The sequence below is a fragment of the Corynebacterium sp. NML140438 genome, assembly GCF_001875725.1.
GTDB lineage: Bacteria > Actinomycetota > Actinomycetes > Mycobacteriales > Mycobacteriaceae > Corynebacterium.
Genome location: NZ_MLCQ01000029.1, coordinates 134706 through 152161 on the forward strand (window position 1 = coordinate 134706; position 17456 = coordinate 152161).

21 protein-coding genes are annotated in these 17456 nt (G+C 63.5%); 12 read left to right on the forward strand and 9 right to left on the reverse strand.

Going from position 1 to position 17456, the window contains the following annotated elements; translation table 11 throughout:
- Positions 1-104: 104 nt before the first annotated feature.
- Positions 105-1490 carry a phosphomannomutase/phosphoglucomutase gene (locus BJP08_RS09170; RefSeq protein WP_071569297.1) on the reverse strand — a complete coding sequence of 462 codons (1386 nt, stop codon included), beginning with the start codon at positions 1488-1490 and terminating at the stop codon, positions 105-107.
- A gap of 10 nt (positions 1491-1500) precedes the next feature.
- The gene (locus BJP08_RS09175) at positions 1501-2007 is read right to left on the reverse strand and encodes a DUF3499 domain-containing protein (protein ID WP_255365770.1); all 507 of its coding nucleotides are present in this window, start codon (positions 2005-2007) and stop codon (positions 1501-1503) included.
- Between the two features lie 93 nt (positions 2008-2100).
- Here BJP08_RS09175 and BJP08_RS09180 point away from each other — a divergent pair, with 93 nt between their 5' ends.
- The gene (locus BJP08_RS09180) at positions 2101-2571 is read left to right on the forward strand and encodes a metallopeptidase family protein (protein WP_071569299.1); all 471 of its coding nucleotides are present in this window, start codon (positions 2101-2103) and stop codon (positions 2569-2571) included.
- 9 nt (positions 2572-2580) lie between these two features.
- Here BJP08_RS09180 and BJP08_RS09185 read toward each other — a convergent pair whose 3' ends face one another.
- The 3 genes from BJP08_RS09185 to BJP08_RS09195 form a co-directional block, all read right to left on the reverse strand.
- A complete protein-coding gene (locus BJP08_RS09185; RefSeq protein WP_305083192.1) occupies positions 2581-2871 on the reverse strand; it encodes a WhiB family transcriptional regulator in 291 nt (96 codons plus the stop codon).
- 305 nt (positions 2872-3176) lie between these two features.
- The gene (locus tag BJP08_RS09190) at positions 3177-4271 is read right to left on the reverse strand and encodes a sugar phosphate nucleotidyltransferase (protein WP_255364813.1); all 1095 of its coding nucleotides are present in this window, start codon (positions 4269-4271) and stop codon (positions 3177-3179) included.
- Positions 4272-4296: 25 nt separating this feature from the next.
- Complete coding sequence (locus tag BJP08_RS09195) at positions 4297-5169, reverse strand: glycosyltransferase family 2 protein (protein WP_071569300.1); 873 nt, start codon at positions 5167-5169, stop codon at positions 4297-4299.
- A 138-nt stretch (positions 5170-5307) separates the two neighbouring features.
- Between BJP08_RS09195 and BJP08_RS09200 the strand changes: the two genes are divergently transcribed.
- The 7 genes from BJP08_RS09200 to BJP08_RS09230 all read left to right on the forward strand — a co-directional run bounded on the left by BJP08_RS09200 (position 5308) and on the right by BJP08_RS09230 (position 11462).
- Positions 5308-6870 carry an LCP family protein gene (locus BJP08_RS09200; protein ID WP_071569301.1) on the forward strand — a complete coding sequence of 521 codons (1563 nt, stop codon included), beginning with the start codon at positions 5308-5310 and terminating at the stop codon, positions 6868-6870.
- Between the two features lie 24 nt (positions 6871-6894).
- Positions 6895-7593, forward strand: coding sequence for a TIGR03089 family protein (locus BJP08_RS09205; RefSeq protein WP_071569302.1), 699 nt, complete (start codon positions 6895-6897; stop codon positions 7591-7593).
- Positions 7594-7716: 123 nt separating this feature from the next.
- A complete protein-coding gene (locus BJP08_RS09210) occupies positions 7717-8973 on the forward strand; it encodes an ABC transporter substrate-binding protein (RefSeq protein WP_071569303.1) in 1257 nt (418 codons plus the stop codon).
- Between the two features lie 101 nt (positions 8974-9074).
- Positions 9075-10091 (forward strand): carbohydrate ABC transporter permease, encoded by a 1017-nt coding sequence (locus BJP08_RS09215; RefSeq protein WP_071569304.1) that lies wholly within the window; start codon positions 9075-9077, stop codon positions 10089-10091.
- Positions 10088-10909 carry a carbohydrate ABC transporter permease gene (locus BJP08_RS09220; RefSeq protein ID WP_071569305.1) on the forward strand — a complete coding sequence of 274 codons (822 nt, stop codon included), beginning with the start codon at positions 10088-10090 and terminating at the stop codon, positions 10907-10909. The genes BJP08_RS09215 and BJP08_RS09220 overlap by 4 nt, the downstream gene beginning before the upstream one ends.
- Positions 10910-10979: 70 nt before the next feature.
- Positions 10980-11249, forward strand: a complete 270-nt coding sequence (locus tag BJP08_RS09225; RefSeq protein WP_071569306.1) for a hypothetical protein — start codon at positions 10980-10982, stop codon at positions 11247-11249.
- Positions 11250-11252: 3 nt separating this feature from the next.
- The gene (locus tag BJP08_RS09230; RefSeq protein ID WP_071569307.1) at positions 11253-11462 is read left to right on the forward strand and encodes a PEP-CTERM sorting domain-containing protein; all 210 of its coding nucleotides are present in this window, start codon (positions 11253-11255) and stop codon (positions 11460-11462) included.
- Positions 11463-11474: 12 nt separating this feature from the next.
- Here BJP08_RS09230 and purE read toward each other — a convergent pair whose 3' ends face one another.
- Together purE and BJP08_RS09240 are read right to left on the reverse strand one after the other, a co-directional pair.
- Positions 11475-11978 (reverse strand): 5-(carboxyamino)imidazole ribonucleotide mutase, encoded by a 504-nt coding sequence (gene purE, locus BJP08_RS09235; RefSeq protein ID WP_071569308.1) that lies wholly within the window; start codon positions 11976-11978, stop codon positions 11475-11477.
- Positions 11979-11996: 18 nt separating this feature from the next.
- The gene (locus tag BJP08_RS09240; protein WP_071569309.1) at positions 11997-13160 is read right to left on the reverse strand and encodes a 5-(carboxyamino)imidazole ribonucleotide synthase; all 1164 of its coding nucleotides are present in this window, start codon (positions 13158-13160) and stop codon (positions 11997-11999) included.
- A gap of 57 nt (positions 13161-13217) precedes the next feature.
- Between BJP08_RS09240 and budA the strand changes: the two genes are divergently transcribed.
- Positions 13218-13955, forward strand: a complete 738-nt coding sequence (gene budA / locus BJP08_RS09245) for an acetolactate decarboxylase (protein WP_071569575.1) — start codon at positions 13218-13220, stop codon at positions 13953-13955.
- Here the strand turns inward: budA and BJP08_RS09250 are convergent, their stop codons facing one another.
- Both BJP08_RS09250 and BJP08_RS09255 read right to left on the reverse strand, forming a co-directional pair.
- Complete coding sequence (locus BJP08_RS09250) at positions 13956-14417, reverse strand: hypothetical protein (protein ID WP_255364814.1); 462 nt, start codon at positions 14415-14417, stop codon at positions 13956-13958. It lies immediately after the preceding gene.
- A gap of 10 nt (positions 14418-14427) precedes the next feature.
- On the reverse strand, positions 14428-15150 hold the full coding sequence (locus BJP08_RS09255; protein ID WP_071569310.1) for a biotin--[acetyl-CoA-carboxylase] ligase: 723 nt from the start codon (positions 15148-15150) through the stop codon (positions 14428-14430).
- 31 nt (positions 15151-15181) lie between these two features.
- On the opposite strand from BJP08_RS09255, the gene BJP08_RS09260 reads away from it, so the two are divergent.
- The 3 genes from BJP08_RS09260 (at position 15182) to BJP08_RS09270 (ending at position 17455) form a co-directional block, all read left to right on the forward strand.
- On the forward strand, positions 15182-15604 hold the full coding sequence (locus BJP08_RS09260) for a hypothetical protein (RefSeq protein WP_083428499.1): 423 nt from the start codon (positions 15182-15184) through the stop codon (positions 15602-15604).
- 105 nt (positions 15605-15709) lie between these two features.
- On the forward strand, positions 15710-17236 hold the full coding sequence (locus BJP08_RS09265) for an acyl-CoA carboxylase subunit beta (protein ID WP_071569312.1): 1527 nt from the start codon (positions 15710-15712) through the stop codon (positions 17234-17236).
- A gap of 15 nt (positions 17237-17251) precedes the next feature.
- The gene (locus BJP08_RS09270) at positions 17252-17455 is read left to right on the forward strand and encodes an acyl-CoA carboxylase subunit epsilon (protein WP_071569313.1); all 204 of its coding nucleotides are present in this window, start codon (positions 17252-17254) and stop codon (positions 17453-17455) included.
- The last annotated feature ends 1 nt before the right edge of the window (position 17456 follow it).

The following is a 17456-nucleotide window of genomic DNA, read 5'->3' on the forward strand; positions in this document are numbered from 1 at the left end:
AGTGTCTCCTTCGCAAGTTCCGTCGGCGTTGCAACAGTTGAAACAACAGCGTTTCAGAATACCAGCGTGGCGCCGATTCACGGAACGGCGACAGAGACCACAAACTACTGACGGATCACCGCCAGGACTTCCTGCACAATCTCGTCGACCTTCGCCCTGGTTGGAGCCTCAACGTTGAGGCGCAGCAGCGGCTCCGTATTCGACGCGCGCAGGTTCAACCACACCGGGCCAGGTGCGCTGTCTTCGTCGCGAAGCGACACCGTCACACCGTCGAGGCGGTCGATATCCGCGACGCGGTCGCCGAGCGCCTCAAGGACACGTTCGGTAGCAGCTGCCTGGTCCGCGACGGTGGAGTTGATCTCCCCGGAGGCCTCGTAGCGCTCGTACTGGGCCATCATTTCGCTCAGCGGCTTGTCTTGCTCCGCAAGCGCCGCCAACACGTGCAGCGCCGCCACCAGCCCCGAGTCCGCGTTGAAGAACTCCGTGAAGTAGTAGTGCGCCGAGTGCTCCCCACCGAACATCGCCCCGGTGCGCGCCATCTCAGCCTTGATGTACGAGTGGCCCACCCGCGTGCGCACCGGCTTGCCGCCCTGCTCACGAATGATTTCCGGCACCGCCCGCGAGGTGATCAAGTTGTGAATAATGGTCGCGCCAGGGTGCGTCGCAAGCGTGCGCGTGGCAACCAACGCCGTGATCGCAGACGGGGACACAGCCTCACCGCGCTCATCCACGACGAAGCAGCGGTCCGCGTCGCCGTCGAAGGCAAGCCCGATGTCGGCCTTTTCTTCGACAACAAACCGCTGGAGGTCAACAAGGTTCTTCGGGTCGAGCGGGTTCGCCTCGTGGTTCGGGAACGTGCCGTCGAGCTCGAAGTAGAGCGGCCGGATATCCAGGTCGCCGAGCACCGCCGGCACCGTGAGCCCCGCCATACCGTTCGCGGCGTCGACGGCGACCTTCAGCGCCTTGCCCTGCGGCAGCGGCACAAGCTGGCGGAGGAAGCGCGCATACGCATCCAGCACGTCCCGCTTCTCGACGCTCCCAGCTTCGCCCTCAAACGCCGGAACCCCCTCGATGAGCATACGGCTAATCTCTGAAAGGCCGGTGTCTGTGCTGACCGGGGTCGCGCCCGCGCGGCACAACTTGATGCCGTTGTACTGGGCCGGGTTGTGGGAGGCGGTAAACATCGCGCCGGCGCACTCGAAGGTGCCAGCCGCGTAGTAGAGCTCGTCAGTGGAGGTCAGCCCCAGGTCGAGAACGCGCAACCCTTGCGAGGTTGCGCCCTCTGCAAACGCGGCCGACAGCTCCGGTGAGGACGGCCGCATGTCGTGGCCGACGGCGATGGTTCGCTCCCCCTCGCTGTACAGGATGTGGCCGAATGCCGCTCCGACTGTGCGGACCGTATCCGCATCAATGGTGGAACCGACAACGCCGCGAATGTCATACGCCTTAATAAGGTCCTTCAAGGACTCATAGGTGTGCTCAATAGCCATACCGGCAATCTTAGTGGCTCGACTCCTCGTCGCCGCCTTCAGTACCTTCACTACCTTCAGCAGGGTCGGGCACAACGTGGAGGTGGGAGCGCCGCGCGTCACGTTCCGCGGCGAGGTGCTCCTCAATCCGCTTCGTGCGGTGTACCGGGTGGTTCGAGGTCGACGGATCGTTGAAGTCTTTCGTCGCCTCGTACTCGATTGGGTCGCCACCGTTTTCCACCAGCCCGGTGGTCACGCGGCCTGCCTCACGGACAGCGTGCGCCAGAGCCGTAAGCTCTTCGTCCTCAAGCGCGTGCGCCTCGTCGTCAAAGATATCGACGGCTTCTACTCGCACCAGCTCCCAACCGACAGGGGCCGTGATGTGCGCCGAGTGGCGCTCGCAGAGGTCCCAGGCGTGTGGCTCAGGATTCGGCGAGAGCGGGCTAATGACTGCTGTCGATTCCGAGTAGGCATAAATCAGCGTGGCCACAGCAGGCCTGCCACAACCAGGACGACAACACCGACGGAAAGTACTCACGCCGTCCAAGCCTAAACCCCAACTTGAGATTTTGGTAGTACGTCCCCGGCGCGCCACACCCGACTGCACCCCAAGATCCCTAGAATCTGGGGCATGAACGCCCCAATCCACCACCTTCGGACCGCACGGGACCGCCATGGACGCGGGGCCCGTGGCCCGCTCCTTCCCGTCGGCGTTCCTCGCTACCGGACGCGCTCCGCGCAGTTCGACCAACTGGTGCTGGACACGTACGCTCCACTGCACAACGCGTACTTTGAGCAGCTAGCTACGGTGGACTTGGCCGTCGATACGATCCCCCGGATGCGCCTGCACCCCGATGTTGCCCGCTTCAGCGACGAGATCGTTGCCGACGGCCCCGTCCCGCTCGGCCGCATCCTGCAGGCAGGCGTGGACCGCTACGGCGTTCCCACGAGGGCACGCTTCGTGCTTTTCCGTCGCCCGATTGAGCAGCGTACCGAGACGGCAGAAGAGCGGTCAGCCCTCATTCATTGGGTACTGACCGCCCTTGTTGCTTCGTATATCAACCTGGACCCACGGGACATCGATTCCGACTTCCCCTGGTAGACCAGACGTTTAGCCGATCTGCTTCTTCAAGCGGCGACGCTCACGGTCCGAGAGCCCGCCCCAAATGCCGAAGCGTTCGTCATGCTCGAGCGCAAACTCGAGACACTCGTCACGCACGGCGCAGGCTTTGCAGATCCGCTTCGCCTCGCGGGTCGAGCCACCCTTTTCCGGAAAGAACGCCTCGGGATCGGTCTGAGCACATAGCGCTTGATCTTGCCATTCCTGCTCGACGGCACCGAACAGCTCGTCGAAGCTCATGCCAACCGCGGCTACGCCACGGATGTCAGCACCATTCGCCATGTCTTCCACGCCGTCCCCTTTCTCCGTCGTTCTTCGTTACGGCCAACTACCGCCCACACTCCGTTTGAGGGGCGCGACGAGTGACCCTTGTACTTCTGCGATTACACACCGAACCACTAAATAGGTGCAAGCTATCGGGGGGAAACTCCGCCCTTTTCCACGGGAAACGCACGCCAACAGTCACACGAGTCACAACAGTCACAGGGGTCCAGATTCGGGGGTATGGGCCGGGGGTACTACATGTGGTACCCTGGTTGCCATACCCTTACTAACCGGCAGGTTTTTCGGGGCACCCCGCGTGTCGCTTACGCATCTGGGGAAAAACGCACTCCCGAATCCGGGATCGCAACCCCCGGCCACACCCGCATACCGCCCTGCAGTTCGCAACGGGCACCGATTTGGGCGCCCTCACCGATCACGCAACCATCGATCCGGGAGTTCGCCCCGATCGTGACGCCAGAGGCAATAATCGAATCACGAATCATCGCGCCCGGCTCAATCGTGACCCCATCGAAGATGACGCTGTCATCCACGCGGCACCCAGCCCCGATCTCCGTACCACGGCCAACAGCAGTGCCGCCCATCAGGATGACGCCTCCCGCGACGCCAGCGGATTCGTCGATAAGCGACTCACCAGTCTGGCCTTCCAGCAACGGCGAGTACGCGATACCGCGCACCACGTCCGAAGATCCCTGCACGAAATCCGACGGCCGCCCCATGTCCCTCCAGTACGAGGTATCCACATAGCCAACCATCTTCGCACCCGATTCAAGCAGGCCAGGGAAGGTTTCGCGCTCCACGGAAACCACTCGGCCAGCCGGGATCTGCTCGATGACTTCGCGGCGGAACACGTAGCACCCAGCGTTGATCTGATCGGTTGGCGGATCCTCCGTCTTTTCCAAGAACGCGAGCACGTTGCCGTCCTCATCCGTCGGGACGGACCCGAACGCGCGCGGATCTGGGACGCGGACCAGGTGCAGCGTCGCGTCGGCATCCTTCTCGGCGTGGTAGGCCAGGATCTTGCTCAGATCAGCCCCCGAGAGCACGTCCCCGTTAAACACCATCGCGTTATCAAAGCGCAGCTTGTCAGCCACGTTCCGGATCGCACCGCCGGTGCCCAGCGCCTCTTCTTCGACGACGTACTCGATCTCAAGACCAAAGTCGGAGCCGTCACCGAAGTACTCCTCGAACACCTCCGCGCGGTAGGACGTCCCCAGCACCACATGGCGCATCCCCGCCTGGCGGATCCGCGCCAGCAGGTGCGAAAGGAACGGGTGCCCGGCAGTCGGCAACATCGGCTTCGGGGTACTCACTGTCAACGGACGCAGGCGCGTGCCGCGGCCACCAACCAAAATGACCGCGTCGGTATTCTCCGGGGTCACGGTGCGGGATGCATTCACGTGGAATCCTTTCAAGCGTTCTCTATTACTTACTGCGCGAAACAAGCAGTGCTGCCCGCACCTTCAGGCCAACCCACAACAGCGCGCGCAGCGGGGCCTGCCACCAGTGAGGGTGACGGTCAGACTGGAAACGATAGGCGGAGTCATGGTGCGCCGGCAGCGTGACCCGCTGAAACTTACTGGCGACGTGGCCCTGGTCGTGCACGATGACCGAGGAAGGACAGTACACATTTTCCCACCCGGCGCGACGCAGACGGTCTCCGAAGTCCACGTCCTCCAGGTACATGAAGTAGCGCTCGTCGAAGCCTCCGATGGCGTCGAAGGCGTCCCACCGCACGAGCAAGCACGCCCCCGAGAGCCACCCGGCGCTGCGCTGCTGGTCCATGTGCTGCTCCGCCTTATACGAGGCAGAAAACGGGTTGGACGGCCACACCTCATATAACAGGGCGTGCCCGATACCGGTGACGATGCCCGGCACCTCACGCGCGCTCGGGTATAGGTTGCCTTCGCAGTCCTCGATGCGCGGACCGACGGCACCGGCCTCCGGCAGGGCCTCCATGCAGGCGCGCAGCGTGTCCACGCTCCCCGCCTGGAACACCACGTCGGGGTTGGAGATCAGGAAGTAATCCCCGTTGATCTCGCCGCGCTCCCGGCGAGCGCGCAACTGACGAACCGCGGCGTTGATCGCCGCGCCGTACCCGATGTTTCCACCAGTCCGCAGCAGCTCGACGTGCTCGTGTTCACGCGCTGCAGCCTCCGGGGCCCCATCGGTGGAGCCGTTATCAGCGCAGATGAGCAGTGTCTGGCCAGCGGTGGCGTCGTCAAGCGAGGCGATGAGCTCAGCCAGGTGCTTGCCTGGCGAATAGGTCACTGCCACCACAGCAAGTGGAGCCGTCATAGCTGCCTGTCCTCCTATCTGTCCTGCCGGTCAGCCTTTGCGAACACAATGCGAATCAGCTTACCCATCCAAAAGTGTGAGAGGCATCTTGAACTCACCTACCCAGCTCACTTTTCGCACCCTGTATACTTGCGCCCTGTGACTGACTCCCTGAGGCCCGCGCGCGACATCCAGCCCGCCCCATCGCAGATGCGTGACATTTCGCAGATGGGTCACCCGGTTGTAAAGGCATCCCTTGCCGTGTTGTCCGCTGTCGCCTTGACGGTGTCTGCCGTCGGGTACTTCACGGTCGGACGAGTCAGCAATCAGCTCAGCGCCTCCGAGCTGCGGATCAATGCAGGCCGCGGGCAGAACAACAAGGAGCAGCTCGACGGCGCGATGGACATCCTGCTCGTCGGCTCAGATTCGCGTACTGACGCCCAGGGCAACCCCTTGAGTGAGGCCGAGCTGGCGCACCTCAACGCAGGTATTGCCGACGGGGAGATCAACACGGACACCATCATGATTATCCGTGTCCCCGACGACGGATCGCGGGCCACGGCGGTGTCCATCCCGCGCGATACCTACGTGCACACCGACGACTACGGCAATTTAAAGATCAACGGTGTCTACAGTGCGCACGCCGCCGCCAAGCGCGAGGAGCTCATCGCTGCGGGCAAGCCGGAAGGCCCCGCCCTCGAGCAGGAGGTAGCGCGCGCGGGCCAGCTCGGGCTTATCGACGCCATCAATGACCTCACCGGCGTGGAAGTCGACCACTACGCGCAGGTTGGCCTCCTCGGTTTCGTCCTGCTGACGGACGCGGTCGGCGGGGTCGACGTCTGCCTCAACGCTGCGGTGGACGAGCCGCTATCGGGTGCGCACTTCCCTGCCGGGCAGCAAACGCTCGACGGTGCCCAGGCGCTGTCCTTCGTGCGCCAGCGCCACGACCTGCCACGCGGCGACCTCGACCGCATCGTGCGCCAGCAGGCGTACATGGCGTCACTCGTACAGAAGGTGCTCTCCGCTGGCACACTGACGAGCCCGGCGAAGCTACGTGACCTGGCGAACGCAGCGGAGCGCTCAGTCACCCTGGACCAGAGCCTCGACGTGATGCGCTTTGCCCAGCAGATGTCCGGCCTGGCTGGCGGCAACGTCACCTTCACCACCATCCCGGTGACCTCTGTCAACGGCGTCGGCGACTACGGCGAATCCATCGTGACCGTTGACGTCAACGAGGTCCACAGCTTCATGGACGCCGCCATCAAGGAACAGGTTCCCGAGGGCGAGCAGCCGGAGCAGGCACCGGAGCAGGCCGAAGATTTTGCCGGCACGCAAGTCTTCGTCCTCAACGCTGGTTCCGTTCCCGGGCAAGCACGCGCTACCGGCGAGTGGCTCGCCGACGCGGGCATCACCGTTACAGACGTTTCCAACGCGATGGACGGCGTGTACTGGGAATCCCAGGTCGTTGCCGCCGACCCCGAAGACCCCCGCGCGAAGAAGCTGGCAGAGATGCTCGGTGGTGTCCCTGTCACGGCGAACAATGCACTCGAGCCGGGCAGCATCATCGCGGTTGTCGCGGAAGACTACAACGGCCCGGCGAAGGTCGACCCGGCGGATGCCCAGCAGCACGTGCCGGTCGGCACACCTGGCGACGACATCAGCGGCATGAGCCTCGGCCCCGAAATCGACGCCGGCGGTCAGGGCCCCCGCTGCGTGAACTAGCCCGGCCACCTATGCTTGGCTGCCATGAGTATGCTGGCACGCTTATTGCAGGATGACCCCGCGGCACCCCGCCTGACCGTCTACGACGAATCCCAGGGTAGCCGCATGGAGTTCTCCGCGCTGACCCTCGACAATTGGTTGAGCAAAGTGGGCAACTTCCTGGATGAGGAGTTCGACCTCGAGGATGCCGCCACCATCGTGATTGATCTCCCTGTGTCGTGGCAGGCCGCGGTGATCGCGCTCGGGGCGTACAACATTGGGCGGCGCCCGGTGTTCACAGATACGCCCGAGGTTGTTGAGGATGTGGCGCTCGTATTCACCGTGGCGGAGCGGGCGGATACATGGTCTGACGCGGAAGAGTGCGTCGTCGTATCCCGCGATCCGTTCGGGCGCGGCGTCGTCGAGTCTGGCGGCTCGCTCCCAGTCGGGACAGTCGACTTCAGCCCGACTGTGCGCAGCTACGGTGACCAATACTTTGGGCAGACCGCCGACATCTCCCAGTGGGCCCAGCCGACTCAGGCGACCGAGCAGCCCTCCTCCCCCGAACGGGTGATCATTTCCGGGTGGGACAGCGCCGAGACATTCGAGCAGGGCGTGCTCACTCCGCTCGCGGCATGTGGCTCCGTCGTCGTGGTAACGGGAGCTACGGAAACTCCTGGTGAGGACCGTATCGCTTCCATCGCCCGCGCAGAGCACGTAAACCACATACAAACGGACACGTAGATCCGCTTCCGCCCCCGTTCGTAGGTAATTCTACAGATTTCGTCGCACCTTGGCCCTGTTTTTCACTAGATTGAAGTCACCGAATTCACACGAGTCACACATGACGCAACGAAAGGCGGATGAATGAAACTCCGTACGACTGGTGCAACCCTCTGCGCAATCGCACTCGCGGGAGCAACGCTGACCGGCTGCTCTTCCGATAGCGAGCCAGCGGACACCAACAAGGACTCCGGCACCACCGCTTCCGAGGTCGGCGAAGGCCGCGGCCCAATTACTTTCGCGATGGGCCGTAACGATACGGACAAGCTCAAGCCAATCATCGAGAAGTGGAACCAAGCCCACCCCAATGAGAAGGTCACCCTCTCCGAGCTCGCTGGCGAGGCCGACGACCAACGCGACACCCTCGTACAGTCCCTCCAGGCGGGCAACGCCGACTACGATGTGATGGCCCTCGACGTCGTATGGACTGCCGACTTCGCAGCGAACCAGTGGCTCGAGCCACTCGAGGGCGAGTACGCCGTCGACACCTCTGGCCTACTGCAGTCCACGGTCGACTCCGCGACCTACGGCGGCAAGCTCTACGCCCTGCCGCAGAACACGAACGGCCAGCTGCTGTTCCGCAACGTCGACAAGGTGCCGAGCGCGCCTGACACCTTCGACGACGTCATCGCCGCCTGCAAGGAGGTGGAAGGCGACTGCCTGACCACCCAGCTCAAGCAGTACGAAGGCCTGACCGTGAACACGCTTGGCTTCATCAACGGCTGGGGCGGCAGCGTCCTTGACGATGCCGGCGCACCGACCGTCGAGTCCGACGCCGCGAAGGCCGGCCTGCAGGCGCTCGTTGACGCATACAACGACGGCGTCATCGCCAAGAGCTCCACGGCCGCGACCGAGGAAGAGACCAACCTCGCGTTCACCGAAGGAAAGACCGCCCTGGCGATCAACTGGCCGTACATGTACACCAACGCGCAGGAAGCTGGCGTGAACTTCGAGGTCCAACCGCTGGTTGGCAAGGACGGCGTCGGCGTTTCCACCCTGGGTGGCTACAACAACGGCATCAACGTCAACTCCAAGCACAAGCAGACGGCGAAGGACTTCATCGAGTTCATCATCAACGAGGAGAACCAGCTCTCGTTCGCTGAAGCCTCCTTCCCGCCGGTGCTCGCCTCGATTTACGACGACGCCGAGCTGGTAGCAAAGCACCCATACCTGCCGGCACTGAAGGTATCGCTGGAGAACGCGCAGCCACGCCCGGTCTCCCCGTTCTACCCGGCAATCTCGAAGGCTATCCAGGACAACGCGTACGCAGCGCTGACCGCGGGAAAGAGCGTCGATGACGCCACCGCCGACATGGCTGCTGCTATCAAGCAGGCTTCCTAATACGATAACTTCGTATGAGCATAACGCCCGCCCGGACTGTGTTCGGGCGGGCGTTCAAGTTCGCACATCTCCATCTTCCCGTCTACTTGCAAAGGCCCACGATGAGAACACCTCCATCAAAGCCTCGCGATACTGCGAAAGCGGCAGCGCTCGTCGCGCCCGCATTGCTGGTATTGGCAGTGGTGATCGGCTACCCGATCGTCCGCGCAATTTGGCTTTCGTTTCAGTCCAACAGGCACCTTGACGCCTCAACCGGAGTCTTCGTCGACGGTGGCTTCGCTGGCGTCGATAACTACTTGTATTGGTTGTCGAACCGCTGCATGACCCCGTCGGGCGTCGTGGGCGCTTGCCCTCCTGGCGTGCTTGCCACCGACTTCTGGCCATCGGTCTCGGTGACACTCTTCTTCACGGTGGTCACCGTCGCACTCGAGACGGTGCTCGGCATCGGGATGGCTATCATCATGAACCGGCCGTCGCGGGCCCGCGGTCTGATCCGCGCGGCGGTGCTCATCCCTTGGGCAATCCCGACCGCGGTGACGGCGAAGCTGTGGCAGTTCATGTTCGCGCCAAGCGGCATCGTCAACTCGCTGCTGGGCGCAAACATCGCGTGGACGACCGACCCCTGGGCTGCGCGTTTCGCGGTGATCATCGCCGACGTATGGAAGACCACGCCGTTTATGGCACTGTTGATCCTCGCAGGCCTGCAGATGATCCCGAAGGACGTCTACGAGGCCGCGCGTGTCGACGGCGCCTCCGCATGGCAGACGTTCACCAGCATCACCCTGCCGCTAGTGCGCCCGGCGCTCATGGTGGCGGTGCTCTTCCGCACGCTGGACGCGCTGCGCATGTACGACCTGCCCGTCATCATGATTTCGGGCTCCTCCAACTCACCAACGGCGACGATCTCCCAGCTGGTGGTCGAGGACATGCGCCAGGGCAACTTCAACTCGGCCTCGGCGTTGTCCACCTTGATCTTCCTGCTGATCTTCGCGGTGGCGTTCGTCATGGTGAGGTTCCTCGGCGCAAACGTGGGCGGCGCGAACGAACGCCGTGAAGCCCGGCGCGCGAAGCGCAAGCAGGCAAAGACAGAACAGACAAAGGAGGTGGCCACACGATGAAGCGGCTCGGCCACTACGCAGGCATCATCTTCATTATGTTCTGGGGACTCGCCCCGTTTTATTGGATGCTGATTACGGCGCTGCGGGACAAGCGGTTCACCTTCGATACCACCCCGTGGCCCACGCACGTCACCCTTGAAAACTTCCGCGATGCGCTGGCAACAGATGCAGGTAACGATTTCCTCGGGGCAATTCTCAACTCGCTGATCATCTCGCTGGCGACGACGGCGCTCGCAGTCGCCGTTGGCGTGTTTACCGCCTACGCGCTTGCCCGCTTGGACTTCCGTGGCAAAGGAATCATCACGGGCATTATTTTGGCGGCGTCGATGTTCCCCGGCATCGCGCTTGTCACTCCCCTGTTCCAGCTATTCGGTGACCTTGGGTGGATTGGCACCTACCGCGCAATGATCATCCCGAACATCTCGTTCGCCCTACCTCTGACTATCTACACGCTGGTGTCCTTCTTCCAGCAGCTTCCTTGGGAGCTGGAAGAGGCCGCGCGTGTCGACGGCGCCTCCCGCGGCCAGGCGTTCCGCCTCGTCTTGCTGCCGCTGGCTGCGCCGGCCATCTTCACGACGGCAATCCTGGCTTTCATCACCACGTGGAATGAGTTCATGTTGGCACGTCAGCTGTCCTCGACCGCGACGGAGCCGGTGACCGTCGCTATTGCTCGCTTCTCTGGGCCAAGCGCCTTCGAGTACCCGTACGCAGCGATTATGGCGGCCGGTTCGCTGGTGACCATCCCACTGATCATCATGGTGCTAGTGTTCCAGCGACGGATTGTGTCAGGCCTCACAGCTGGAGGTGTCAAGGGGTAGCTTAACTTTCTCTTATGTCTCGATTAAGCTGTATTCACTTTATTACTTCCGGCCCCTAGAAAGCGCAACTATGCACAACACCACACTCCGCATCGCGACCGCGATTGCACTCGCGTCCGCCCTGGTGCTGGGCAGCGTGACCGGCAGCGCGCACGCCGAGACCACCACGACGGTGACCACCAACACCACGTCGAAGAGCGGCGTCACACAAGAAGAGGCGAATGCGCTTGAGGTCGCCGGAGTCGTGGTTGGACTCTTGGCAGTGCTTGCAGCGCTCATGGCTGGCTGGATGTACTTCGCTGCCCCGCACCTGGGGCTCGCTCTCGGCCCGCTCCGCTAACGCGTGCAGCGGCCCTCGCAGCGCCAGGACCTGATCTGGCAGACGATCATTGGGTTCGTAGGGTTTTTCACCCTGCTCGCCTTCGTGCAGGCCGTCATCAACATCACAAGGCCCGAGCCATCAATATGGCCGGGCCTCGTTCTTGCCGCGTTCGTCGCGGCGCTGTGGTGGCTTGTTCGCCGCTGGCGTCGGTGGCGCGCAGGTGACTCGTAAACCTCCTACTGTTTACTGTTCCCCGAGGAGGCGCTCACGCAGCGCGGCGTCCTTACGCTCCACCTCCGCGGCCATGTCGGCCTGGTACTTCGCCATCTTGTCCACTAGTTCCGGATCCCCGGCACCGAGCATCCGAACAGCAAGCAGGCCCGCGTTCTTCGCGCCGCCGATAGACACCGTCGCGACTGGAACACCCCCTGGCATCTGCACGATGGAAAGCAGAGAATCCAGCCCGTCAAGGTCCTTCAATGCGCGAGGGATACCGATGACTGGCAGTGGCGTTGCCGCGGCAACCATCCCCGGCAGGTGGGCTGCCCCACCGGCGCACGCAATGATGACCTGGATGCCACGTTCATGTGCTTGCTTCGCATAGGCAAGCATCTTCTCAGGGGTGCGGTGCGCGGAGACCACCCCGACCTCAAACGGCACCCCGAACTCCGCAAGTACCTCTGCGGCAGGCGCAACCGTGTCCCAGTCCGAATCCGAGCCCATGATGAGGCCAACGCGTGCGTTCATGAAGAAACTCTCCTCCTGTTAGTACCAGTTCGCGTGAACGATGAAGTGCGCGGCGTGCTGCGCAATCGCCAAGGTGGACGTAACGTCGTAGCCGGTAACGTTCACGTGGCCCATCTTGCGCCCAGGGCGCCAGCTCTTGCCGTACAAGTGCACCTTGGCCTCTGGGTAGCGGCGCATCACCTCGATGACGCGCTGCTCCATTGGCATCTGCGGGTCCTCCTCCGCGCCGAGGGTATTGACCATCACCGTGACTGGCTCCAGGGTGTCCACCGAGCCAAGCGGCCAGTTCAGGACAGCGCGCAGGTGCTGCTCGAACTGGGAGGTCACGCACCCATCTTGGGTCCAGTGCCCGGTGTTGTGCGGGCGCATCGCAAGCTCATTCACCAGGATTTCCGACGCCCCATCTTCCCCGATACGCTCGAACAGCTCGACGGCAAGCACTCCGGTGACGTCGAGCTTCGTGGCGATCTTGGCCGCCAGGTCACGACACTGTTTCGCCACATCAGCCGGTAGTTCTGGCGCAGGCGCGATCGCGATATGGCACACGCCGTCCGCCTGGCGCGATTCGACGACGGGCCACGCCTTGACTTCGCCATCGCGGTTGCGTGCCACCATCGCGGACAACTCGCGGACGAAATCCACCTTCTCTTCCGCGTACAGTACAACGCCCTTCTCCAGCAGGTCCGCCACCAGCTGCTCGCACTCCTGCAGCGTCTCCGGGAACCAGACGCCATGCCCGTCGTAGCCACCGCGCGTCGCCTTGACGCACACGCGGCCGTCGACACGCTCCCAGAACTCGCGCGCATCTTCCACCGAGTCGAACTTCGCGAACGGCGGCACCGGTGCCCCCAACTCCTTGAGCTTTGTGCGCTGCTCAAGCTTGTCCTGGGCATAAATCAGCGCCTGGGGGCGCGGCTCCACGTTGTAGCCCTCGTCCAGCAGGCGCTGCAGAAACTCGTTCGGGACGTGCTCGTGGTCGAACGTAATCGCCGAGGCCCCTTGGACCGTTGCGTGCAGGTCGTCGAAGTTGGTGTAGTCGCCGAGCTGGACGTCGCCAAACACCTGGGCGGCCGAGGCGTCCGGGGCTCCCGCAAGCACCCGGGGCTGCAGTCCGAGCTCGATGGCTTCGGTGTGCATCATTCTGGCAAGCTGACCGTCACCGATGATGGCGACTCTGGGCATTCCTTGAGCGTCTCTCACAACGAACTACCTTAGCCTTAAGGGCGCTACGATGTGGGCATGACTGAAACGAATCCTGCCATTGTTCGCCACACTATCTTCCAGAACTCGTTGATGACCGCGCTTCTCGACGGCATCTACGAAGGCGAACTGACCATCGGAGACATCCTCGGCAAGGGAAACTTCGGCCTTGGCACCTTCGACGGGCTCGACGGCGAGATGATCATTCTCGACGGCGTGTGCTACCAGCTCACCAGCGACGGCAAGGCTCGCGTCGCCACCCTCGACCAGCGCACGCCATTCACCGTCGTGACGAACTTTGTGCCACGCATCCGCGTCGACGCCCCGAAAGGGATGCGCCGCGCGGAACTCGCCGAGTTCATCGACGCGCTCGAGCCGAGCCACAATTTCTTCTACGCGGTCAAAATCACCGGCACCTTCGACGAAGTTGTGACCCGCACCGTAACCAAGCAGGAGAAGCCTTACCGCCCCATGACGGAAGCCATCGGCGACGACGCCGAGCACCACTTCACCGACATCCACGGCATCATCGGCGGCTTCCGCACACCCGAATACGCCAAGGGCATCGGGGTGCCAGGCTGCCACGTCCACTTCATTGACGACGCCCGCACCGCCGGCGGCCACGTGCTCGACTACACCATCAACGACGCCGTCATCGAGCTATGCCCCGCCACCGACATGGACCTGCATCTACCGATCACAGCGGACTTCCAGGCGGGCAACTTAAACCCCAACGACTTGGACAGCCAGCTGCACACGACGGAAATTAAGGAGTAATTAGCGGCGGCGCAGACTCGCGTCGAGCGCGCGCTCCACCGCGCGCACCTTGCCTACGCGGGGGAAGAACACCGGTTGGTCGTACCCCCACAGAGCGATGGACAGCCCGCCGCGTTGGCGTCGAAAAGAATGAATCTGGCGCAGCGGGATCGAGTCGACCGCACCGCGCGCCGAACGGGCGAGGATGCGGCGGTCGGTGAGCAGAAAGCGCTGGCGACGGTGACGCACCACCGGCCACACAAAGCGCCACGCGGAAAGCAGCGCCCACACTACAACGACGATGTTGCGCGCCTGAGCGTCAACAAACGGGGTGACGTCCATCCAGCCGATGGCGATCCAGGCGACCCCGGTGATCACGATGAGCTCGAGCAACGGGAAAATGAGGCTCGTGAAAGGCGGGTTCGTGTCGGCGAGGACGGTCTCGCCCTCTGCCAGCTGAAACTTCACCCGCGACTGTTGCACGGCACAGATCCTACTGTTTCGGCCGGAGGTGGTGCACATCTCCGACGCTGTACGCCGTGCCGTCGATGATTACTTCGCCCTCGTCGTTGACACCATCGACGGTGCCGACCACCTCGCCGTTGTGCAGCTCAAGGCGCACGTGCTGGCCGATCGTGGTACACACCTTGCGGTAGTCGGCAAGCAGCTGCGGGTCGCGCTGCTGCCACTGCTGAAAGCGCTCCCCCATCGCGCAAAGCACCTGCGTGGTGAAATCAACGAAGTCGACGTCGATGCCCTCGAGGTTCAGCGCGGTCGCGGTGGGAATGGGCAACTCTTCGCGTGCAAAGTTCAAGTTGATGCCGATGCCGACCACGACGCGCCCATCCGCGAGCCCGGAGAGGATCCCCGCGAGCTTCTTGCCACCGATCTGCACATCGTTCGGCCACTTGAGCTGGGCCTGCGGCACGACGTCGGTCACCGCGACGCCGGGCGCGATCGAGAGAAGCCCGAACGGTGGAGGGGTATCACCGACGGGCACCACCATGCTCATCGCCAGCTGCGCGCCCTTCGGGCTGACCCACTTGCGGCCAAGGCGCCCGCGCGACGCCGTCTGCTCCCCCGCGATGAGCACGGTGCCCGGCTCGCCTTTGTTGAGGAGATCGTCGTTCGTCGACCCAGTGGTTTCCACCCAGCGCACCACCGGCCAATACTTTTCGACGCCCCGCTGGAGCCTGCTCAGTTCCTCAGCATTCATGTTGACCCAATCTAGCGCTACTGTTGGACGCATGACGATTCAACGTTTTCTCCGCAAGGCACTCATCCCGACGTTCGGGGTGGCCGGCATCCTGCACTTCATCAAACCGGAGCCGTTCGACTCCATCGTTCCCGAGTCCCTCCCGGGTGAGGCCCGGACGTACACCTACGCTTCTGGCGTCGCAGAGCTTGCGGCCGCGGTACTACTGGCAGCACCAAAGCTTGGCCCGGCGTCACATGCGGGACACCAGAAGCGTGCGCCGAAGCTGCGCAAACTCGGTGGTGGCTTCGCGGCAGCGCTGTTGCTGGCCGTGTGGCCTGCGAACTTCGAGATGGCACGCCAGTGGCGTGATAAGCCGTGGCAGAAACAAGTGATCAGCATCGGCCGCCTGCCGCTGCAGTTGCCGCTGATCTCGGCTGCGTGGAGCATTTTCAAGGATCCAAGCATGCGCTAAGCGCTGTGCAGATTTCGTGGCGGCGTCCTGGTGCCTGAAACATTGGGGTGCCGCCACGCGATTTATAATGTGGTTTTCTTTCCGTGCTAGTTAGACTGAGGCGATATGGGCGATAAATCTTCTTCCAAACCTGACATGTCGACGACTGCAGGCCGCATCCAAGATCTGCGCAACCGGCTCGATGAGGCCCGCGCGCCGCTTGGCCAGGATGCGATCGACGCAGTCCACGAGGCCGGGGACCTCACCGCGCGTGAGCGCGTCGAGCGCCTGCTGGACGCGGGCTCATTCGTGGAGGTTGACGCGCTGGCACGCCACCGCGTCGAGGCGTACAAGATGGACCGCACCAAGCCGTCGACGGACGGTGTCGTGGCGGGTTACGGCCTGATCGATGGGCGCCGCGTGTGCGTGTTCTCGCAGGATTCAAGCATTTTCGACGGCGGCATCGGCGAGGTGTACGCCGAGAAGATCCTCAAGGTCTACGAGCTGGCTGCAAAGACTGGCGTGCCGGTGATCGGGTTCTACGACTCGCTCGGTCCGCGTTGGCAGGAGGGCGTCGTCACGGCGCACATGCAGTCGAAGATCCTGCGTGCCGCGACGCAGGCTTCTGGCCTGGTGCCACAGATCGCCGTGGTTGCCGGTGAGGTTGCCACGCTTGCTGCCACGACCGTTCCTCTGGCCGATATGCGCATCATGGTCGATGGTGCGAGCCTGCACCTGGCTGCGACCGACGTCGCCTCCAAGGTCGCTGGCAGCGAGGTGACCGCTGAGCAGCTCGGCGGCGCGGACGTCCACGCCGCGACCACTGGTGTCGCAACCATCCGCGTCAGCACCGATGAGCAGGCCGTCGACGAGGTACGCAAGCTCGTGAGCTACCTGCCACTGAACAACCGCGCGGCCGCCCCCGTCGCAGATGCCGCCGAGGGCGCGGACGCCAACGTGCTCGACTCCCTCGTCCCGGATGAGGACGCGCAGCCATACGACATCACCACCGTCATCGAGACGATCACCGACGGCGACTTCTACGAGCTCGGCGGCGCCCACGCCGGCAACGTTGTCACCGGGTTTGCGCACATTGATGGTCGGGCGCTCGGCATCGTGGCAACGCAGCCAAGCGTGCTCGCCGGCTGCCTGAGCGCCGACGCCGCCCGAAAGGCTGCGCGCTTCATCCGCACCTGCGACGCCTTTAACCTGCCGCTGCTGCACATCGTGGACTGCCCAGGCTTCGTCCCGACCGTCGAGGAGGAGCAGGCAGGCGCACTGTCCGCGGCCTCCACCCTGGCGTACGCATTCGCTGAGGCCCAGGTGGGCACCATGACGGTGATCACGCGCAAGGCACTCGGTACCGCTTACTCGGTGCTTGGCTCGAAGGGCCTGGGCGCTGACTTGGTCTTTGCGTGGCCCACCGCGCAGATCGCGCTGGCTGACGCCCCGACGGCTGCTGAGGCGTTGGGCGTCGATACGCAGGCGTACGAGGAAGAAAACCTCAACCCCTACGTCGCTACCGAGCGCGGCCTTGTCGACGCCGTCATCGCGCCAAGCGACACCCGCGCCCAGCTCGTGGAGGGTCTGCGCCTGCTGGAGCGCAAGGTTGTGTACCCGCCGCAGAAGAAGCACGGCAACCTGCCGCTGTAACCACGAAAGGAACGTATGTCTTCCCTCCCCTTCGACGTTGTGAAAGGCAACCCCTCCCCCGAGGAGGTCGAGGCGCTGCGCCTTGTCCTGGAGCAACTGCAGCAAGAGGCGCAGGCGGCGAAGCGCGGGCAGCGCAACCTGTGGGGCGTAGCGCCCTCGCCAGTGCATGCGCCGACGCTGTTTAACTCACTCGCCTTCTCCCCTTCGACGTACTCCTAAG

Bases quoted from the DNA above. Each gene is read 5' to 3' on its own strand.
- BJP08_RS09170 (WP_071569297.1), bottom strand. From the start codon at position 1,490: ATGGCTATTGAGCACACCTATGAGTCCTTGAAGGACCTTATTAAGGCG.
- BJP08_RS09180 (WP_071569299.1), top strand. From the start codon at position 2,101: ATGAACGCCCCAATCCACCACCTTCGGACCGCACGGGACCGCCATGGA.
- BJP08_RS09185 (WP_305083192.1), bottom strand. From the start codon at position 2,871: ATGGCGAATGGTGCTGACATCCGTGGCGTAGCCGCGGTTGGCATGAGC.
- BJP08_RS09195 (WP_071569300.1), bottom strand. From the start codon at position 5,169: ATGACGGCTCCACTTGCTGTGGTGGCAGTGACCTATTCGCCAGGCAAG.
- BJP08_RS09205 (WP_071569302.1), top strand. From the start codon at position 6,895: ATGAGTATGCTGGCACGCTTATTGCAGGATGACCCCGCGGCACCCCGC.
- BJP08_RS09210 (WP_071569303.1), top strand. From the start codon at position 7,717: ATGAAACTCCGTACGACTGGTGCAACCCTCTGCGCAATCGCACTCGCG.
- BJP08_RS09215 (WP_071569304.1), top strand. From the start codon at position 9,075: ATGAGAACACCTCCATCAAAGCCTCGCGATACTGCGAAAGCGGCAGCG.
- BJP08_RS09220 (WP_071569305.1), top strand. From the start codon at position 10,088: ATGAAGCGGCTCGGCCACTACGCAGGCATCATCTTCATTATGTTCTGG.
- BJP08_RS09225 (WP_071569306.1), top strand. From the start codon at position 10,980: ATGCACAACACCACACTCCGCATCGCGACCGCGATTGCACTCGCGTCC.
- purE (WP_071569308.1), bottom strand. From the start codon at position 11,978: ATGAACGCACGCGTTGGCCTCATCATGGGCTCGGATTCGGACTGGGAC.
- BJP08_RS09240 (WP_071569309.1), bottom strand. From the start codon at position 13,160: ATGCCCAGAGTCGCCATCATCGGTGACGGTCAGCTTGCCAGAATGATG.
- budA (WP_071569575.1), top strand. From the start codon at position 13,218: ATGACTGAAACGAATCCTGCCATTGTTCGCCACACTATCTTCCAGAAC.
- BJP08_RS09255 (WP_071569310.1), bottom strand. From the start codon at position 15,150: ATGAATGCTGAGGAACTGAGCAGGCTCCAGCGGGGCGTCGAAAAGTAT.
- BJP08_RS09260 (WP_083428499.1), top strand. From the start codon at position 15,182: ATGACGATTCAACGTTTTCTCCGCAAGGCACTCATCCCGACGTTCGGG.
- BJP08_RS09265 (WP_071569312.1), top strand. From the start codon at position 15,710: ATGGGCGATAAATCTTCTTCCAAACCTGACATGTCGACGACTGCAGGC.
- BJP08_RS09270 (WP_071569313.1), top strand. From the start codon at position 17,252: ATGTCTTCCCTCCCCTTCGACGTTGTGAAAGGCAACCCCTCCCCCGAG.